A 14,957-nucleotide genomic window follows, 5' to 3' on the forward strand; every position below is an offset into this window, starting at 1 on the left:
AGAACGTGCGCCTGAGTTGCGCGCAATTCGCCGCCCATTTTCCGAACCCGAGTCTTTCCCGCACGCCCCAGGCTCAACTTCTTTCTGAATTGGAAACACCCACAATGCTTCGCTGGCCGATCGCCATTCTGATTGTTGTCAACGTGCTGGCTTTCGTCGCGCTGCTTGGCGCCTTCGGCCCCACACCCACCGCCAGCGGACGCGAGCCGAATCATCTGAATCGCCAGATTCATCCGGACTGGCTGAAGGTGCGGCCGGTCAGCGCCGCCGATGCGGCCGACCAGGCGGTGGTTGGCGGACCCGCGCCGCAGACGCCGATTTCGACATCGGAGTTGCCGCAGTAATCAGGTGAGCGACGCGGTCGGTTTGAAGTTCAGCAGTGCGCCGCGCGTGTTGCGGTAACGGGCGGCATCAACCCTGCGTCCGCACCTTCTTCAACAGCGCGCTCGTCGAGCGATCGTGCTCGAACGCAATCGCGAGCGCCTTGCCGCCCCAACCGCGCACGAGCGCCGATTCGGGCAGCGCGTCCATGTCGTAGTCGCCGCCCTTCACGAGCACGTCCGGGCGCAGCGCGGAAATCAGCTCGACCGGCGTCTTCTCGCCGAAGCCCACCACGTAATCGACGCTTTCCAGCGCCGCTAGCAAGGCCATGCGGTCGGCCTCGTTGTTGATCGGCCGGTCGTCGCCTTTGCCGAGCATCCGCACCGACGCGTCGCTATTGACACCAACGATCAGGCACGCGCCCAGCGCCTTTGCGTCGGCCAGATAGGTCACGTGACCACGATGCAGGATATCGAACACGCCGTTCGTAAACACGACGGGCGCGCGCAGCGAAGGACGAAGCTTCACCAGGGCATCGCGCGTCAGAATCTTGCGTTCAAAGATGGCGGTCATCGCACGGTCACAGAGTTGGGGAATTAGGGAGTTGGGGCGTGACGGGAACAGGAATGCCAGGTGCCGTCACGATACACGCTGGACGGCCCGAAGCAAAACGGTCCGGCAAGCTCACGCTTGCCGGACCGCCGTTTGATACGGTGCTGCAACGCCTGAGTCGTTACGCCGGCTGCTGCTGCGCCGGGTTTTGTTCAGCGGCTTGCAGACGCGCGACCACTTCCTTGCGATAACGGTTCAGTTCCTGCGCTGTGTTGAACGTGCGTTCGAACAGCAGCGACAGGTTATGCAGAATGCGTTCGATGACCTTCTTTTCCCAGCCGTCGTCGAAACGGATCTGCTCGTCGAGCCAGCGCTCGAGCCATTCCGGATCCGGCAGACGCGACTGGATCGTGTCGCGCGGGAACAGCGCCTGGTTCACGTGCAGGTTGGTGGGGTGCAGCGGCTTTTCGGTGCGACGCGCCGACGCCATCAGCACGCCGATCTTCGCGAACGCGGCACGCGCGATGTCGCCGGTTTGCGCCATCGCCTTCTTCATATAGCGCAGATACGCGCCGCCGTGGCGCGCTTCGTCGCGCGAGATAGTTTCGTAGATGTGCTTGATGACTGGCTCGGTATGCCATTCGGCGGCGCGGCGATACCAGTGATTCAGGCGGATTTCGCCGCAGAAGTGCAACATCAGCGTTTCGAGCGGCGGTGCGGGATCGAACTCGAAACGCACTGCGTGGAGTTCCTCTTCGGTCGGGACCAGTTCCGGCTTGAAGCGGCGCAGGTATTCCATCAGCACCAGCGAGTGCTTCTGCTCCTCGAAGAACCACACGCTCATGAATGCGGAGAAATCGCTGTCGTGATGATTGTCACGCAGAAACATTTCCGTGGCGGGCAACGCCGACCATTCCGTGATCGCGTTCATCTTGATCGTCGCGGCTTGCTCATCGGTCAACAGCGATGCATCGAATTTGTCCCAGGGAATGTCCTTCTCCATGTCCCATCGAACGGATTCGAGCGATTTGTAAAGTTCCGGATAAAGCATGGTGTTCATAGTCCCACCCCTGTTCTGCACATACTGTGTGTGTCTGTTGCTGCTACGTGTAGCCGTTTTATCTACGACGAACGGACGCGCCGTTTATCGGCCAAGCATTCAATTTTACGCGTTAATCAGCCGCCCAGAAGCATCGGGCAGCAAAGAAGTCCGGGCTTTTGTATTGGCGCCTGAAGCGTGAATCAGGCGCCGTGGCCAACCGCGGGGAGGGATACCCTTTGCCTGAGGTCGAGCCAGTCTGGGTCGACAACCGCACCGTCCCGCCCTGCACCGGTAGCGCCGGCGGCGAATGACGCGAGGGCGGCGGGATTGGTTGTTTTCGGCGCACGCCCCAAAGCCAGATCAAGCTTACACGATGATAGCACGCGCCTCCCACGAAACCCGTGACAGAAGCGGCGCGAGCGCACTGTGGTATTGACTTCTCTCAATAAAGTCGGCGATTCGCTCGGGCGGAAACCGCCGGCGCTGGAATAGGGAAAAACGCAGCCGATCAGTCGCCTTCATCAACGGCCACTGATTCCCGGCGCGCCGTCCGGCTCACGTCGACTTTTTCGGCGTTGCCGCGCTCGTTCCGGCCGCGCGTTTGGCCGACGGCGCGGCGCGCTTCGCCGCCGGCCGTTTGACGGCGGGCTTCGCGTTTTGCGCGGCGGCGCCCGACGCATCGGCGCCCGACGCATCCGCGGCCTTCGACGCTTCCGGCTTGCCCTGCGTGCCCCCGCCCGCCGCGGCGACCGCGACGGACGGCTGCGTCATCGCGAACTGCGCGATCTGGTTGAACTGCGATTGCAGCAGATTCCACCACGCGGACGCATCGAAGCCGGGCGCCGCGGGCGCTTCCTCTTCGTCGCTGTCGGCCTGCGTGGCGCTTTCGGGCGTGGGCTCGGCCGGCTTCGTCCAACTCGGCCCCCGGGCGGGGCTCGGGGCGGTGTTCGGCGCGTCACTCGCGGCGGCACCCGACGCAGCAGCCGCCGCCTGCGACATCGACGATTGCGCGAACGCGCCGAACGCGCGCAGCGTCGCGAGCGTCGCACGTTGCACTTCGAGCGCCTGGATCGCCGACTGCAGCATGCTCAGATTCAGCTTCAGCCATTGCTCGACCGCGCGCATGTCGGTGATGCGCTTGTCGAGCTCCTCGACGCTGGTGAGCGGCGCCATCATGTCGGACATCATCGACAGCGACGGACTCGTGCCCCCACCCGGCTGCGCGCCCGTCATGGCGGCGCCGAACGGCGACAGCCGAATCATGCTCCACATGCGATCGAGCATTTCAGCGGGCGGAAAACCGGGGAAGCCGGGAAAGGGCGGCGCGGAGCCAGTGGTGTCGGTCATGGTTGTCGCCTCGGTGCTGGATGATAGGTGGAGCGCGCGATGCCGCGCGCGTCGATTCGATCATACCGTGTGGGGTATGACATCACGATCGTTGGTCGTTACGTGGACCGCCCGCGCCAAAATCGGGCGCGCGCCGCTCGCGCAACGAGCTCAGGCCCTCGCGCACGTCGGGTCCCGCGAAGCCCATGAATTCCAGCGCGAGCGACGTATCGAACGCCGGCCCCGCCGTGCGCAGCCAGTTGTTCAACGCGTACTTGGTCCAACGGATGGCGGTCTGCGAACCGTCGGCCAGCTTGCGCGCGACTTCGAACGCCTTCGGCAGCAGATCGCTTTCGTCGACGGCCAGCGACACGAGCCCGATGCGCTCCGCCTCCTCGCCGCTCACCGGCTCGCACAGCAGCAGGTAGTACTTCGCCTTCGCCATGCCGCACAGGAGCGGCCAGACGATCGCCGCATGATCGCCCGCGGCGACGCCGAGGCGCGTGTGTCCGTCGATGATGCGGGCCGTCTTCGCCGCGATCGAGATATCGGCGAGCAGCCCCGCGACGAGCCCCGCGCCGACCGCCGGCCCGTGCATCGCCGACACGATCGGCTTGCCGCAGTTGATCACGTTGTAGACGAGATCGCGCGCTTCGCGCCACACACGCGTGCGCACCTCGAAATCGTTCGCCATGTCCTCGACGAGCTGCAGATCGCCGCCGGCCGAAAAGCCTTTACCCTCGCCGCGAATGATCGCGACGCGCGTATCGGGATCGCGATCGATATCGCGCCAGATTTCCGCGAGCTCGTAATGCATGCGTGCGTTCGCGGTCGCGAGGCCGCTTTTATTCGCGCCCTCGCCGCTCATCACGACTTCGAGCACGCCATGCGGATGACGCTGCAAACGCAGCGACTGGTAGTGCGCGTAGTACGCGTCGTTCGGTTGCGATGGCTGAGGCATGGTGAGCAGTCCGGAGGAGATTCGTTCAGTCGCGCGCGGAACGGCGCGCCCCGTTCAATGCCGGCTGATAAAGCCACTTGCCATTGGTGATTTCGACCATCACGCGGGCGCGCTGATCGAGCCCGAGATGATCGGCCGCGCTCATGTTGACGACGCCATTGGTGTCCGCGAGACCGCGTGTTCCTTCGAGCGCGTCGCGCAGCGCGCGGCGAAACGGCGGCGTGCCGGGCGCGCCGGCTTTCAGCGCGAGCGGAATCGCATGCTCGAGCAACGCGCCCGCGTCCGACGTGTACGAACCGAATGCCGACACGCTGCCCGCGCCGTGCCGCGCCTCGAAGCGCGCAATGTAATCGAGCGCGAGACGCCTGGCCGGATGATCGGCCGGCAATTGCGTGGCGACCAGCACCGGGCTCGCGGGCAGGAAGGTGCCGTTGCAATCGGCGCCGCACACGCGCAGGAAGTCGTTATTGCCGACGCCGTGGTTGTGATAGATGACGCCTTTGTAGCCGCGCTCGCGCAGCGTTTTCGGCGGCAACGCGGCAGGCGTGCCGGCGGCGCCGACCACTACCGCGTCGGGGTGGGTCGCGAGAATCTTCAGCACCTGGCCGGTCACGCTCGGATCGGTGCGATTGAAACGCTCGCTCGCGACCACGTCGATGTGATGCAGCTGCGCGAACTTCGCGACCTCGGCGTAGAACGTCTCGCCGAGCGCGTCGGCCTGGCCGATGAACGCGATCGTCTTCACGCCGTGTCCGCTCGCATGCTCGGCGATCGCCGAGGCCATCATCGCGTCGGTCTGCGGCGTCTTGAAGACCCAGCGACGTTTCGCGTCGACCGGTTCGATGATTTTCGCGGACGACGCCAGCGAGATCATCGGCGTTTCGCCCTCGGCGACCACGTCGATCATCGCGAGCGAATTCGGCGTGATCGACGAGCCGATGATCGCGTCGACGTGATTCTCGCTGATGAGCTTCCTGGTGTCCTGCACGGCGTGGGTCGTGTCCGATGCATCGTCCAGCACGATGTACTCGACGTTCTGCCCGCCGATCAGTTTGGGTAGCAGCGCGACCGTGTCGCGCGCGGGAATGCCGAGCGACGCGGCCGGCCCGGTCAGCGACAGCACGAGACCGATCTTCACCTGCGCGAACGATGTCAGCGGCAACGCGCAGGCAAGCGCGGCCCACAGCGTCGCGGCGCGCCGCGCGAAGCGCCGACCACGTTGAGGCAAGCCACGCACGCTCGTGCGCGCTTCAACGGGCGACGCGCAAGCGCGCCGACGTCCAGCTGCGGAGAAGTCCAATCGCGGCATGCTGTCTCCTCACGTCGGGGTTTTCGTTGTGATGTTTGCCGCAGTGTAGCCGCGCGCGCAAGTGGCGGCATCGGGCGAAACCCTTTCGCGCGTGCCGCCCGCGTCAAAGCATTGCCGCGTGAGCGCCGCGCTTCATTCGAGCGGCGCGATGCTCTGCTCGATCGCACCGAAAATCGACTTGCCCGCATCGTCGAACATTTCGATCCTCACGGTGTCGCCGTATTTCATGAACTCCGTTTGCGGCGCGCCGTGCTCGATCGTTTCGAGGCAGCGCTTCTCGGCGATACAGCAGTAGCCGCGTTTCGCGTCCTTGTTCGACACCGTGCCCGAACCGACGATGGCACCAGCACGCAGATTGCGCGTTTTCGCGGCATGCGCGATCAGCTGACCGAAGTGAAACACCATATCGGTGCCCGCGTCGGGCTGGCCGACCTTCCTGCCGTTCCAGTGGACGATCATCGGCCGATGCACGCGGCCTTCGCGCCAGTGTTCGCCGAGCTCGTCGGGCGTCACGGCGACCGGCGCGAATGAGGTGGCCGGCTTGCTCTGGAAAAAGCCGAAGCCCTTCGCGAGTTCGGCGGGGATCAGGTTGCGCAGCGACACGTCGTTGACGAGCGTGACCAGCCGCACGCCGCGCAGGGCCTGCTCGGGCGTCGCGCCCATCCGCACATCGCCGGTGACGACCGCGACCTCGGCCTCGAAGTCGATGCCGTACTCTTCCGATGCGCACGCCACGTCGTCGCGCGGGCCGATGAAGTCGTCGCTACCGCCCTGGTACATCAGCGGGTCGGTCCAGAATTCGGGCGGCATTTGCGCGCCGCGCGCGCGCCGCACGAGCTCGACGTGGTTCACGTACGACGAGCCGTCGGCCCACTGGAACGCGCGCGGCAGCGGCGCCATGCACTCTTTGGCGTCGAATGAAAAGCTGTTGCGCGCACGGCCCTGGTTCAGCGCATCGTAAAGGTCGTGCAGTTGCGGCGCGTAGAAGGCCCAGTCGTCTAGCACGCGCTGCAGCGTGGGCGCGATCGCGTCGGCGATGGCCGCCGTGTGCAGGTCGCGGGACACGACGATCAGTTGACCGTCGCGCGTGCCGTCCTTCAGCGAGGCAAGTTTCATAGAGCTGTGAACCGTGTATTAGTGACGATGGAAGGAATGTATTCTACGATGGTGAATCGGCGCGGCCCAATATCTGCGTGTTCGTCGTCGTGTCACCGTAGCCGTCTCCATTACGATCACCGAACGCGCTGCCCGCGCCTTTTGCACATGTCCGCCAACGCCCGCTCCGGCACGATCCGCACCCGCACCGACCCCGCGTCCGCCGACGATCTGCTCGATCCCGCCCATGCAACCGACGCCACCGGCGCCGATGACGAACCCGGCGAACCCGGCGAAGAAAAACTGCGCTCGGGCATCCAGTCGATCGAGGTCGGTTTCAGGCTGCTCGACGTGCTGACCCACGAGCCGCGCGCGATGATGCTGCGCGATCTCGCGCAGCGCGCGGGCATGAGTCCGGCGAAGGCGCATCGCTATCTGGTCAGCTTTCTGCGTCTCGGCGTGGTCGCGCAGGACCCGCTGTCGGGCCGTTACGAACTCGGCGGCTTCGCTTTGCAGCTGGGGCTCGCGCGGCTTGCTCGCGTCGACGGTGTGAAGCTCGCGCGCATCGCGCTCGCCGAACTGCGCGACCGGCTCGACCTGACCGTCGGCATCGCGGTTTGGGGCAATCAGGGACCGACGATGGTGCACTGGATGGAGTCGAGCTATCCGGCCAAGGCGTCGCTGAAGCTCGGCGACGTGATGCCCTTGCTCAGTTCGGCGACCGGTCTGCTGTTCGCCGCCTACCTGCCGTCCGGCAAGACCGCCGTGATGCTCGAGCGCGAGCTGGCCGACTCGCGGCGCTCGTCGTATAGCGGCGCGCCACGCACCCGCGAAGAGGTCGACAAGGTGCTCGCCGAGGTGCGCGAGCACGAGGCTGCGCGCGTCGAAGGCATGCTGCTGCCGACGATCCACGCGTTTTCGTTGCCGGTGTTCGATTCGACCGGCGAACTCGCGCTCGGTCTCGTCGCGCTCGGCCATGAAGGGGCGTTCGATATCCGCTGGGGCGGCGAGATCGATACCGCGCTGCGCGAATGCGCGCACAAGCTGTCGTACGAACTCGGCTATAGCGCGACCCCGCGTGGTGACAACGGTTGATACGCACCGTATCCTTTCACGCTCTCACCGATTCAAGCGCCGATGGATTTTGCTTCCGCCAACCGCCGTCATGATCGCCTGCCCGCTTTTGGTAGCGGGCCGGGACGCGGCGCGCGCGCGTGGCGCTGGATCGCCGTCCTCGCGGCCGTCGCGGTTGTGCACTGGATCGCGGCGCAATGGTTCGAGCGCAATCGCGTGGATCTGAATCCGGCGAATCGCGAGCATGTGCCGGTGCAGGTCGTGCTGCTGACGCCCGAAAGGGTCGAGCGTCAACCCGCGCCACAGCCCGCCGTGCCGGCACCGCATCCGCCCGCGCCAGCACGCAAGCCCGCGGCGAGGCCGCCGCGCGAGCAGCATGTGATGACCGCGTTGCAACCGGCCAAACCGAACGAGCCCGCGGCCACGCCGGCATCGGAGGTGGCGGCTAGCGCGCCACCCGCCACCGCGAACGCGAATGCATCGGCCCATGCGAATGCCAGTGGCGCCGTCGCGAGCGCCCCTGCCGCGGCCAGCGCGCCGCAAGCGTCGCAGGGAGTGAAGTTTTCGGTACCGCCGTCGGCCGAACTCGACTACGACACGTTCTACAACGGCGTGCGCAACGCGCCCGGCACGATCCATTGGGCGAGCGACGGGCAGGGCTACGAAATGGTCGTATCAGTGCCGCTGCCGTTCGTCGGTCCGTTCGTGTTTTCGAGCCACGGCGGCATCGATGCCTTTGGCCTCGCGCCGGCGCAGTACAGCGAAAAGCGTGGCCGTCGCGCCGAAGACATCGCGATCTTCAATCGCAACGACAAGAAGGTGGGCTTTACGCGCACGCCCGCCTCGTTGCCGTTGCCCGACGGCGCGCAGGATCGCTTCAGTGTCGTGATGCAGCTCGCGAGCCTCGTGCGCGGCGATCCTGATGCCTATAAGCCTGGCGTGACGCGACAGTTTTTCGTCGTCGATACCGATAGCGGGGAGAACTGGCCGATCGAGACGATCGGCGACGAAACGATCCGCGCCGCGCAAGGCTATCTGCAGACGCGTCACTTCAAACGTCTGCCGCGGCACGATGGCGACCAGCGCCGCGTCGATGTGTGGCTCGCCCCGTCCCTTGGCTGGCTGCCGGCGCGCATACTGCAGACGGAGCCGAACGGTACCCAGTTCGAACTGGTGTGGCGCGGCAAGCTGAATGTCGATGGCACGTCGCCGGATGACCGCGGCAATGGTGGCGCGCCGGCCACGCCTGCTGCACCCGCAGCCCCCGCTGCCACGGGCCCTGCAACGCCGGCGCCGGCCGACGCATCGGCAGTAACACCCGAGGCCGCCCCAGTTGCACCGGTCGATTCGACCGCTCCGACCATCATCAAACCGTGACACTTTTCGTGACACAGTGTCACGAGCAGATCTGCTCGAGATCGGCGAAACTTCCTTTGCAACGCTGACTCGCACGTCAATGGAGCCCCGTTCGCGCGAACGAGGCGACCCACCGCGCTTTTTCACTGCGTTTCCTTCAAAGGAGTCCGCATGCAAGTGAACATCAACGGTATCGACACACGCTACGTGCTGAGCAACGAAGGCGGCGGCCCGTGGCTCACGTTCATCCATCAGTTGGGCGGCGATCTTTCCATCTGGGATCAGATGGCAGGCTATTTCCGCGACGATTACACGGTGCTGCGCTACGACGTGCGCGGCCACGGCCACAGCGCGGTTGCGCGCGAGCCGTTCGCCATGCGCGATCTGGCCGACGATCTCGCCAAACTGCTCGATGCCCTCGGCGCGCGGACGACGCACCTGGTCGGCCTGTCGCTCGGCGGCATGATTGCGCAGCAGTTCGCGCTCGACCATCCATCGCGCATCGACACGCTGACGATTGCCGACAGCACCGGCGGCACTCCGCCCGAGAACCGTGAGTTGTGGAATCAGCGCGCCCACACCGCGCGCAGCGACGGCATGGAGGCGCTGTTACCGTCGACGATGGCGCGTTGGCTCACGGCCGACTTTCAGGCCGGCCATCCCGAAGCGGTCGAGCCGATCCGTGAGACATTTGCGCGCACCTCGCCGGAAGGTTTTGCGATGGCCTGCGAGGCACTGCGCGATTTCGACCTTCGCGGCCAGCACGGCGCAATCCGCTCGCCGACGCTGACGGTGGCCGGACGTCACGACACTGGCACGCCCCCTGCTGCTACGCAGGCAATAGCGGAGGCGATCGAGGGCGCCCGCTTCGAGTTGCTGGACGCCGCGCATCTCGCGCCAATCGAGCAATCACAGCGTTTCGCCGCCTTGCTTGAATCGTTTCTGGAGCGGCGAGTCTAACCGTCAGGTCCGGAGTTTTTACTTGCGTCGTCCGGACCCACCCCTTGAATTCCATCCCACATGCTCCACCTACGGTGCAGAAAAGGGCAGGAGCCCAACGGAAATAAGGAGTGTCGCCATGCAAATGATCTATAACAGCCCTAACTACTGTGTCGTCGAGTTTCCTCCGCAAGAAGGTCTGCTTGCCATGAAGTCGGGCGGCTACGAGATTGTCGACAAGAACATGCAGCGCGAAATCTACATCGACGGGGCAATGGCGGCGCGTTTTCGCGAGCATGTGCAAAAGCTGATCGAAGGCGAGCCGACGCTCGACGAGGTTGATGAATTCCTCGGTCAATTCGACAGTCTGATGCATCAACCGGTGGTCCTGCATTGACAGGAGGGGTTCAACTGGCGCTCTGGCGACATCGATCGACCGCACCGCGCGGCTTTGCCGGCGGGTTCCATCAAGCGGTCGGCGGCAGCGAAACGGCCCGGCAGGCTTTGGCTTGCCGGGCCGTTTTTTATTGCATCGTTGGTTAGCGCGTTTCTGAATTCCCGGCGCGGCGCGTTCGTATCGGTCGATTTTGCCGGCCGCGCCTCGCACTCTCCTCCGCGGCGGGCGCATCCGCCCGGCTGCGGCTACAATGACAGGCTTTCCGCCAACGCCGGCGCAAGCCCTCGTCCGCCATGACCCAGCCTGCTCAATCCATCACGCCAGTCCGTTCGGAGCCCGCCTACACCCGCGGCGCAGCGCTGCCCGCGCTGCTGAACTCGCGCATCCTGATTCTGGACGGCGCGATGGGCACGATGATCCAGCGCTACAAGCTCGACGAAGCCAGCTATCGCGGCGAGCGCCTCAAGGACTACGCGCGCGACATCAAGGGCAACAACGAACTGCTGTCGATCACCCAGCCGCAGATCATCGCCGAGATTCACGAGCAGTATCTCGCGGCGGGCGCGGACATCATCGAGACCAACACGTTCGGCGCGACCACGGTCGCGCAGGCCGACTACGGCATGGAATCGCTCGCCGTCGAGATGAACATCGAATCGGCGAAGCTCGCGCGCGCCGCGTGCGACAAATACACAACGCCGGACAAGCCGCGCTTCGTCGCCGGCGCGATCGGCCCGACGCCGAAAACCGCCAGCATTTCGCCGGACGTCAACGATCCGGGCGCGCGCAACGTGACCTTCGACGAACTGCGCGCCGCGTACTACGAGCAGGCGAAAGCGCTGCTCGACGGCGGCGCGGACCTGTTCCTCGTCGAAACGATCTTCGACACGCTCAATGCGAAGGCCGCACTGTTCGCGCTCGACGAGCTGTTCGAAAACACCGGCGAGCGTCTGCCGATCATGATCTCGGGCACCGTCACCGATGCGTCGGGCCGCATTCTGTCGGGCCAGACCGTCGAGGCCTTCTGGAACTCGTTGCGTCACGCGAAGCCGCTCACGTTCGGCCTGAACTGCGCGCTCGGCGCGGCGCTGATGCGTCCGTACATCGCCGAGCTCGCGAAGCTGTGCGACACCTACGTGTCGTGCTATCCGAACGCCGGCCTGCCGAACCCGATGAGCGACACCGGCTTCGACGAATTGCCCGCGGATACCTCTGGCCTGCTGAAGGAATTCGCCGAAGCGGGGCTCGTGAACATCGCGGGCGGCTGCTGCGGCACGACGCCCGAGCACATCGCGGCGATCGCGAAGGCGCTCGCCGAGCTGAAGCCGCGCAAGTGGCCGAGCCAGTATCGCGACGCGGCCTGAGCCCGCCTGAAACACTTCGCCCCGACGCCCTGCACGTCCTGCACGTCCCTTAACGCACGCACCCGACTCGCACACACGCCATGACCGATCACACCATGCGCCTTGCCGGCCTCGAGCCGTTCAACGTCACGTCCGGGACGCTCTTCATCAACGTTGGCGAACGCACCAATGTGACCGGCTCGAAAGCGTTCGCGCGAATGATCCTGAACAATCAGTTCGACGAAGCATTGGCCGTCGCGCGCCACCAGGTCGAGAACGGCGCGCAGGTAATCGACATCAACATGGACGAGGCGATGCTCGATTCGAAAGCGGCAATGGTCCGCTTCATGAATCTGATCGCGTCGGAGCCGGACATCGCGCGCGTGCCGATCATGATCGACTCGTCGAAGTGGGACGTGATCGAGGCGGGTCTCAAGTGCGTGCAGGGCAAGGCGATCGTCAACTCGATCTCGCTGAAGGAAGGCAAGGAAGCGTTCGTTCATCATGCGAAGCTGATTCGCCGCTATGGCGCGGCTGCGGTCGTGATGGCGTTCGACGAACAGGGCCAGGCCGATACGTTCCAGCGCAAGACCGGGATTTGCAAGCGCTCGTACGACGTGCTCGTCAACGAAGTCGGCTTTCCGCCCGAGGACATCATCTTCGATCCGAACATCTTTGCGATCGCGACCGGCATCGAGGAACACAACAACTATGCGGTCGACTTCATCGAGGCGACCCACTGGATCAAGCAGAACCTGCCGTACGCGAAGGTGAGCGGCGGCGTGTCGAACGTGTCGTTCTCGTTCCGCGGCAACGATCCGGTGCGCGAGGCGATTCACACCGTGTTCCTCTATCACGCGATCCAGGCGGGGATGGACATGGGCATCGTCAACGCGGGCCAGCTCGGCGTGTATGCCGAACTCGATCCCGAACTGCGCGAGCTCGTCGAAGACGTCGTGCTGAATCGCCGTCAAGACGGCACCGACCGCCTGCTCGAAATCGCCGACAAGTTCAAAAGCGGCGCCGCGAAGAAGGAAGAGAACCTCGAGTGGCGCAAGCAGCCGGTCGAGAAGCGTCTCGCGCATGCGCTCGTGAGCGGCATCACCACGTTCATCGTCGAAGACACCGAGGAAGTGCGCGCGAAGATCGCCGCTGCAGGCGGCCGTCCGATCAACGTGATCGAAGGTCCGCTGATGGACGGCATGAACATCGTCGGCGACCTGTTCGGCCAGGGCAAGATGTTCCTGCCGCAGGTCGTGAAGTCGGCGCGCGTAATGAAGCAGGCGGTCGCGCATCTGATCCCGTTCATCGAGGAAGAAAAGCGCCAGCTCGCGGCGGCCGGCGGCGACGTGCGCGCCAAGGGCAAGATCGTCATCGCGACCGTGAAGGGCGACGTGCACGACATCGGCAAGAACATCGTGTCGGTCGTGCTCCAGTGCAACAACTTCGAAGTGGTCAACATGGGCGTGATGGTCCCGTGCAGCGAGATCCTCGCGAAGGCGAAGGTCGAGGGCGCGGACATCATCGGGCTGTCGGGCCTGATTACGCCGAGTCTCGAAGAAATGGCCTACGTCGCATCGGAAATGCAGCGCGACGACTACTTCCGCGTCAAGAAGATTCCGCTCCTGATCGGCGGCGCGACGACCTCGCGTGTGCACACGGCGGTGAAGATCTCTCCGCACTACGACGGGCCGGTGGTCTACGTCCCGGACGCGTCGCGCTCGGTATCGGTCGCCTCGAGCCTGCTGTCCGACGAGGGCGCCGCGAAGTACATCGACGAACTGAATGCCGACTACAACCGCATCCGCGATCAGCATGCGAACAAAAAAGCACAGCCGATGGTCACGCTCGCGCAAGCGCGCGCCAATAAGACGAAGATCGACTGGGCAGGCTATCAGCCGGTCAAGCCGAAGTTCATCGGCCGGCGCGTGTTCAAGAACTTCGATCTGAACGAGCTCGCGAACTATATCGACTGGGGTCCGTTCTTCCAGACGTGGGATCTCGCCGGCCCATATCCGGCGATTCTCAATGACGAGATCGTCGGCGAATCGGCGCGGCGCGCGTTCTCCGACGGCAAGTCGATGCTCGCGCGCCTGATTCAGGGCCGCTGGCTGCAGGCCAACGGCGTGATCACGCTGTTGCCGGCCAACACGGTGAATGACGACGACATCGAAATCTACACGAACGAATCGCGCACCGAAGTCGCGCTGACGTGGCGCAATCTGCGTCAACAGAGCGTGCGGCCGGTGGTCGACGGGGTGATGCGACCGAACCGCTCGCTGGCCGACTTCATCGCGCCGAGGGACTCGGGCGTCGCCGACTACATTGGCATGTTCGCGGTGACGGCGGGTCTTGGCGTCGACGTGAAGGAGAGGCAGTTCGAGAAGGATCTCGACGACTACAGCGCGATCATGCTGAAGGCGCTCGCGGACCGGCTCGCCGAAGCATTCGCCGAAGCGTTGCACGCGCGCGTGCGGCGCGACCTGTGGGGCTACGCGAACAGCGAAAACCTCTCCAGCGACGAGCTGATCGCCGAAAAATACCGCGGCATCCGCCCGGCGCCAGGCTATCCGGCCTGCCCCGACCACCTCGTCAAGCGCGACATGTTCGACGTGCTGCAGGCGAACGAAATCAACATGAGCGTGACCGAATCGCTGGCGATGCTGCCGGCGGCGAGCGTGTCGGGCTTCTACCTCGCGCATCCGGACAGCACCTATTTCTCGGTCGGCAAGATCGGCGCGGATCAGCTCGACGACTACGCGCAGCGGATGTCGCTCACGAAAGCGGACGCCGAGCGCGCGTTGGCGCCGTTGCTTTGAGCGTGAAGCGATACGTGGCCGGGCCGTGCGGCCCGAGCCGCGCGTGCGCGACTATATCGAGTCCGAAAGACAGAATATTTGGCGCCACGGCAATTTCGGCTTTGTAGACTGAGTCGGCTTTCATCCCGTCAGGCGCGAGCACAACGCGCCGGCTCACCGAAATTGCAACCGTCAACGGAGAAAAATCGTATGAAGAAGCTGACACTGTTATTGACCGCTGTTTCGCTGGCCGCGGGCGCTTCCGTGGCGCTCGCACAACCCGCCGCGCCGGGCGGATCGAGCGCGGTCAGCTCCTACTCGCCCCCCACCGAGGCGCATGTCAAAAAGGCGAAGAAGCAAAAGATGAAGAAAGGCGCGGCAGCGTCGGCGGCCCCCGCGAGCCAGTGAGCGGCGAGGCGGACAAGCCCTCTGAATGACAAAGAG

General features: G+C 64.8%; 13 protein-coding genes and 1 pseudogene. 8 read left to right on the forward strand and 6 right to left on the reverse strand.

Annotated elements, in window-relative coordinates; translation table 11 throughout:
- The first annotated feature begins 104 nt into the window (after positions 1-104).
- Entirely contained in the window at positions 105-344 is a 240-nt protein-coding gene (locus tag F6X37_RS20185; RefSeq protein WP_187612529.1) for a hypothetical protein, read from the forward strand.
- 67 nt (positions 345-411) lie between these two features.
- Here the strand turns inward: F6X37_RS20185 and rfaE2 are convergent, their stop codons facing one another.
- From rfaE2 to F6X37_RS20215, 6 genes are all read right to left on the reverse strand, one after another.
- The gene (gene rfaE2, locus F6X37_RS20190; RefSeq protein ID WP_187612530.1) at positions 412-894 is read right to left on the reverse strand and encodes a D-glycero-beta-D-manno-heptose 1-phosphate adenylyltransferase; all 483 of its coding nucleotides are present in this window, start codon (positions 892-894) and stop codon (positions 412-414) included.
- A 160-nt stretch (positions 895-1,054) separates the two neighbouring features.
- Entirely contained in the window at positions 1,055-1,933 is an 879-nt protein-coding gene (locus tag F6X37_RS20195; protein WP_184026492.1) for a ferritin-like domain-containing protein, read from the reverse strand.
- A 537-nt stretch (positions 1,934-2,470) separates the two neighbouring features.
- Entirely contained in the window at positions 2,471-3,262 is a 792-nt protein-coding gene (locus F6X37_RS20200; protein WP_187612531.1) for a PhaM family polyhydroxyalkanoate granule multifunctional regulatory protein, read from the reverse strand.
- Between the two features lie 82 nt (positions 3,263-3,344).
- Complete coding sequence (locus F6X37_RS20205) at positions 3,345-4,202, reverse strand: enoyl-CoA hydratase/isomerase family protein (protein ID WP_090802811.1); 858 nt, start codon at positions 4,200-4,202, stop codon at positions 3,345-3,347.
- A 25-nt stretch (positions 4,203-4,227) separates the two neighbouring features.
- Complete coding sequence (locus F6X37_RS20210; protein WP_187612532.1) at positions 4,228-5,511, reverse strand: ABC transporter substrate-binding protein; 1,284 nt, start codon at positions 5,509-5,511, stop codon at positions 4,228-4,230.
- Positions 5,512-5,643: 132 nt separating this feature from the next.
- The gene (locus F6X37_RS20215) at positions 5,644-6,627 is read right to left on the reverse strand and encodes a fumarylacetoacetate hydrolase family protein (protein WP_090802809.1); all 984 of its coding nucleotides are present in this window, start codon (positions 6,625-6,627) and stop codon (positions 5,644-5,646) included.
- A gap of 147 nt (positions 6,628-6,774) precedes the next feature.
- Between F6X37_RS20215 and F6X37_RS20220 the strand changes: the two genes are divergently transcribed.
- The 7 genes and pseudogenes from F6X37_RS20220 to F6X37_RS20250 all read left to right on the forward strand — a co-directional run bounded on the left by F6X37_RS20220 (position 6,775) and on the right by F6X37_RS20250 (position 14,921).
- The gene (locus tag F6X37_RS20220; RefSeq protein ID WP_187612533.1) at positions 6,775-7,701 is read left to right on the forward strand and encodes an IclR family transcriptional regulator; all 927 of its coding nucleotides are present in this window, start codon (positions 6,775-6,777) and stop codon (positions 7,699-7,701) included.
- A 42-nt stretch (positions 7,702-7,743) separates the two neighbouring features.
- Positions 7,744-9,057 carry a DUF3108 domain-containing protein gene (locus F6X37_RS20225; protein ID WP_187612534.1) on the forward strand — a complete coding sequence of 438 codons (1,314 nt, stop codon included), beginning with the start codon at positions 7,744-7,746 and terminating at the stop codon, positions 9,055-9,057.
- 150 nt (positions 9,058-9,207) lie between these two features.
- Complete coding sequence (locus tag F6X37_RS20230; RefSeq protein ID WP_187612535.1) at positions 9,208-9,996, forward strand: alpha/beta fold hydrolase; 789 nt, start codon at positions 9,208-9,210, stop codon at positions 9,994-9,996.
- A gap of 118 nt (positions 9,997-10,114) precedes the next feature.
- Positions 10,115-10,372, forward strand: a complete 258-nt coding sequence (locus tag F6X37_RS20235) for a DUF3567 domain-containing protein (RefSeq protein WP_062125693.1) — start codon at positions 10,115-10,117, stop codon at positions 10,370-10,372.
- A gap of 293 nt (positions 10,373-10,665) precedes the next feature.
- Complete coding sequence (locus tag F6X37_RS20240) at positions 10,666-11,736, forward strand: homocysteine S-methyltransferase family protein (protein WP_187612536.1); 1,071 nt, start codon at positions 10,666-10,668, stop codon at positions 11,734-11,736.
- Between the two features lie 68 nt (positions 11,737-11,804).
- Positions 11,805-14,534 (forward strand): annotated as a pseudogene (gene metH / locus F6X37_RS20245) (methionine synthase); the annotation flags it as partial.
- A 189-nt stretch (positions 14,535-14,723) separates the two neighbouring features.
- Positions 14,724-14,921, forward strand: coding sequence for a hypothetical protein (locus tag F6X37_RS20250; RefSeq protein ID WP_018419250.1), 198 nt, complete (start codon positions 14,724-14,726; stop codon positions 14,919-14,921).
- Positions 14,922-14,957: the final 36 nt, after the last annotated feature.

Source organism: Paraburkholderia sp. 31.1, from assembly GCF_014397645.1.
Classification (GTDB): domain Bacteria; phylum Pseudomonadota; class Gammaproteobacteria; order Burkholderiales; family Burkholderiaceae; genus Paraburkholderia; species Paraburkholderia tuberum.

Coding starts and splice junctions, on each gene's coding strand:
- F6X37_RS20185 (WP_187612529.1), top strand. CDS start 105: ATGCTTCGCTGGCCGATCGCCATTCTGATTGTTGTCAACGTGCTGGCT.
- rfaE2 (WP_187612530.1), bottom strand. CDS start 894: ATGACCGCCATCTTTGAACGCAAGATTCTGACGCGCGATGCCCTGGTG.
- F6X37_RS20195 (WP_184026492.1), bottom strand. CDS start 1,933: ATGAACACCATGCTTTATCCGGAACTTTACAAATCGCTCGAATCCGTT.
- F6X37_RS20200 (WP_187612531.1), bottom strand. CDS start 3,262: ATGACCGACACCACTGGCTCCGCGCCGCCCTTTCCCGGCTTCCCCGGT.
- F6X37_RS20205 (WP_090802811.1), bottom strand. CDS start 4,202: ATGCCTCAGCCATCGCAACCGAACGACGCGTACTACGCGCACTACCAG.
- F6X37_RS20210 (WP_187612532.1), bottom strand. CDS start 5,511: ATGCCGCGATTGGACTTCTCCGCAGCTGGACGTCGGCGCGCTTGCGCG.
- F6X37_RS20215 (WP_090802809.1), bottom strand. CDS start 6,627: ATGAAACTTGCCTCGCTGAAGGACGGCACGCGCGACGGTCAACTGATC.
- F6X37_RS20220 (WP_187612533.1), top strand. CDS start 6,775: ATGTCCGCCAACGCCCGCTCCGGCACGATCCGCACCCGCACCGACCCC.
- F6X37_RS20225 (WP_187612534.1), top strand. CDS start 7,744: ATGGATTTTGCTTCCGCCAACCGCCGTCATGATCGCCTGCCCGCTTTT.
- F6X37_RS20230 (WP_187612535.1), top strand. CDS start 9,208: ATGCAAGTGAACATCAACGGTATCGACACACGCTACGTGCTGAGCAAC.
- F6X37_RS20235 (WP_062125693.1), top strand. CDS start 10,115: ATGCAAATGATCTATAACAGCCCTAACTACTGTGTCGTCGAGTTTCCT.
- F6X37_RS20240 (WP_187612536.1), top strand. CDS start 10,666: ATGACCCAGCCTGCTCAATCCATCACGCCAGTCCGTTCGGAGCCCGCC.
- F6X37_RS20250 (WP_018419250.1), top strand. CDS start 14,724: ATGAAGAAGCTGACACTGTTATTGACCGCTGTTTCGCTGGCCGCGGGC.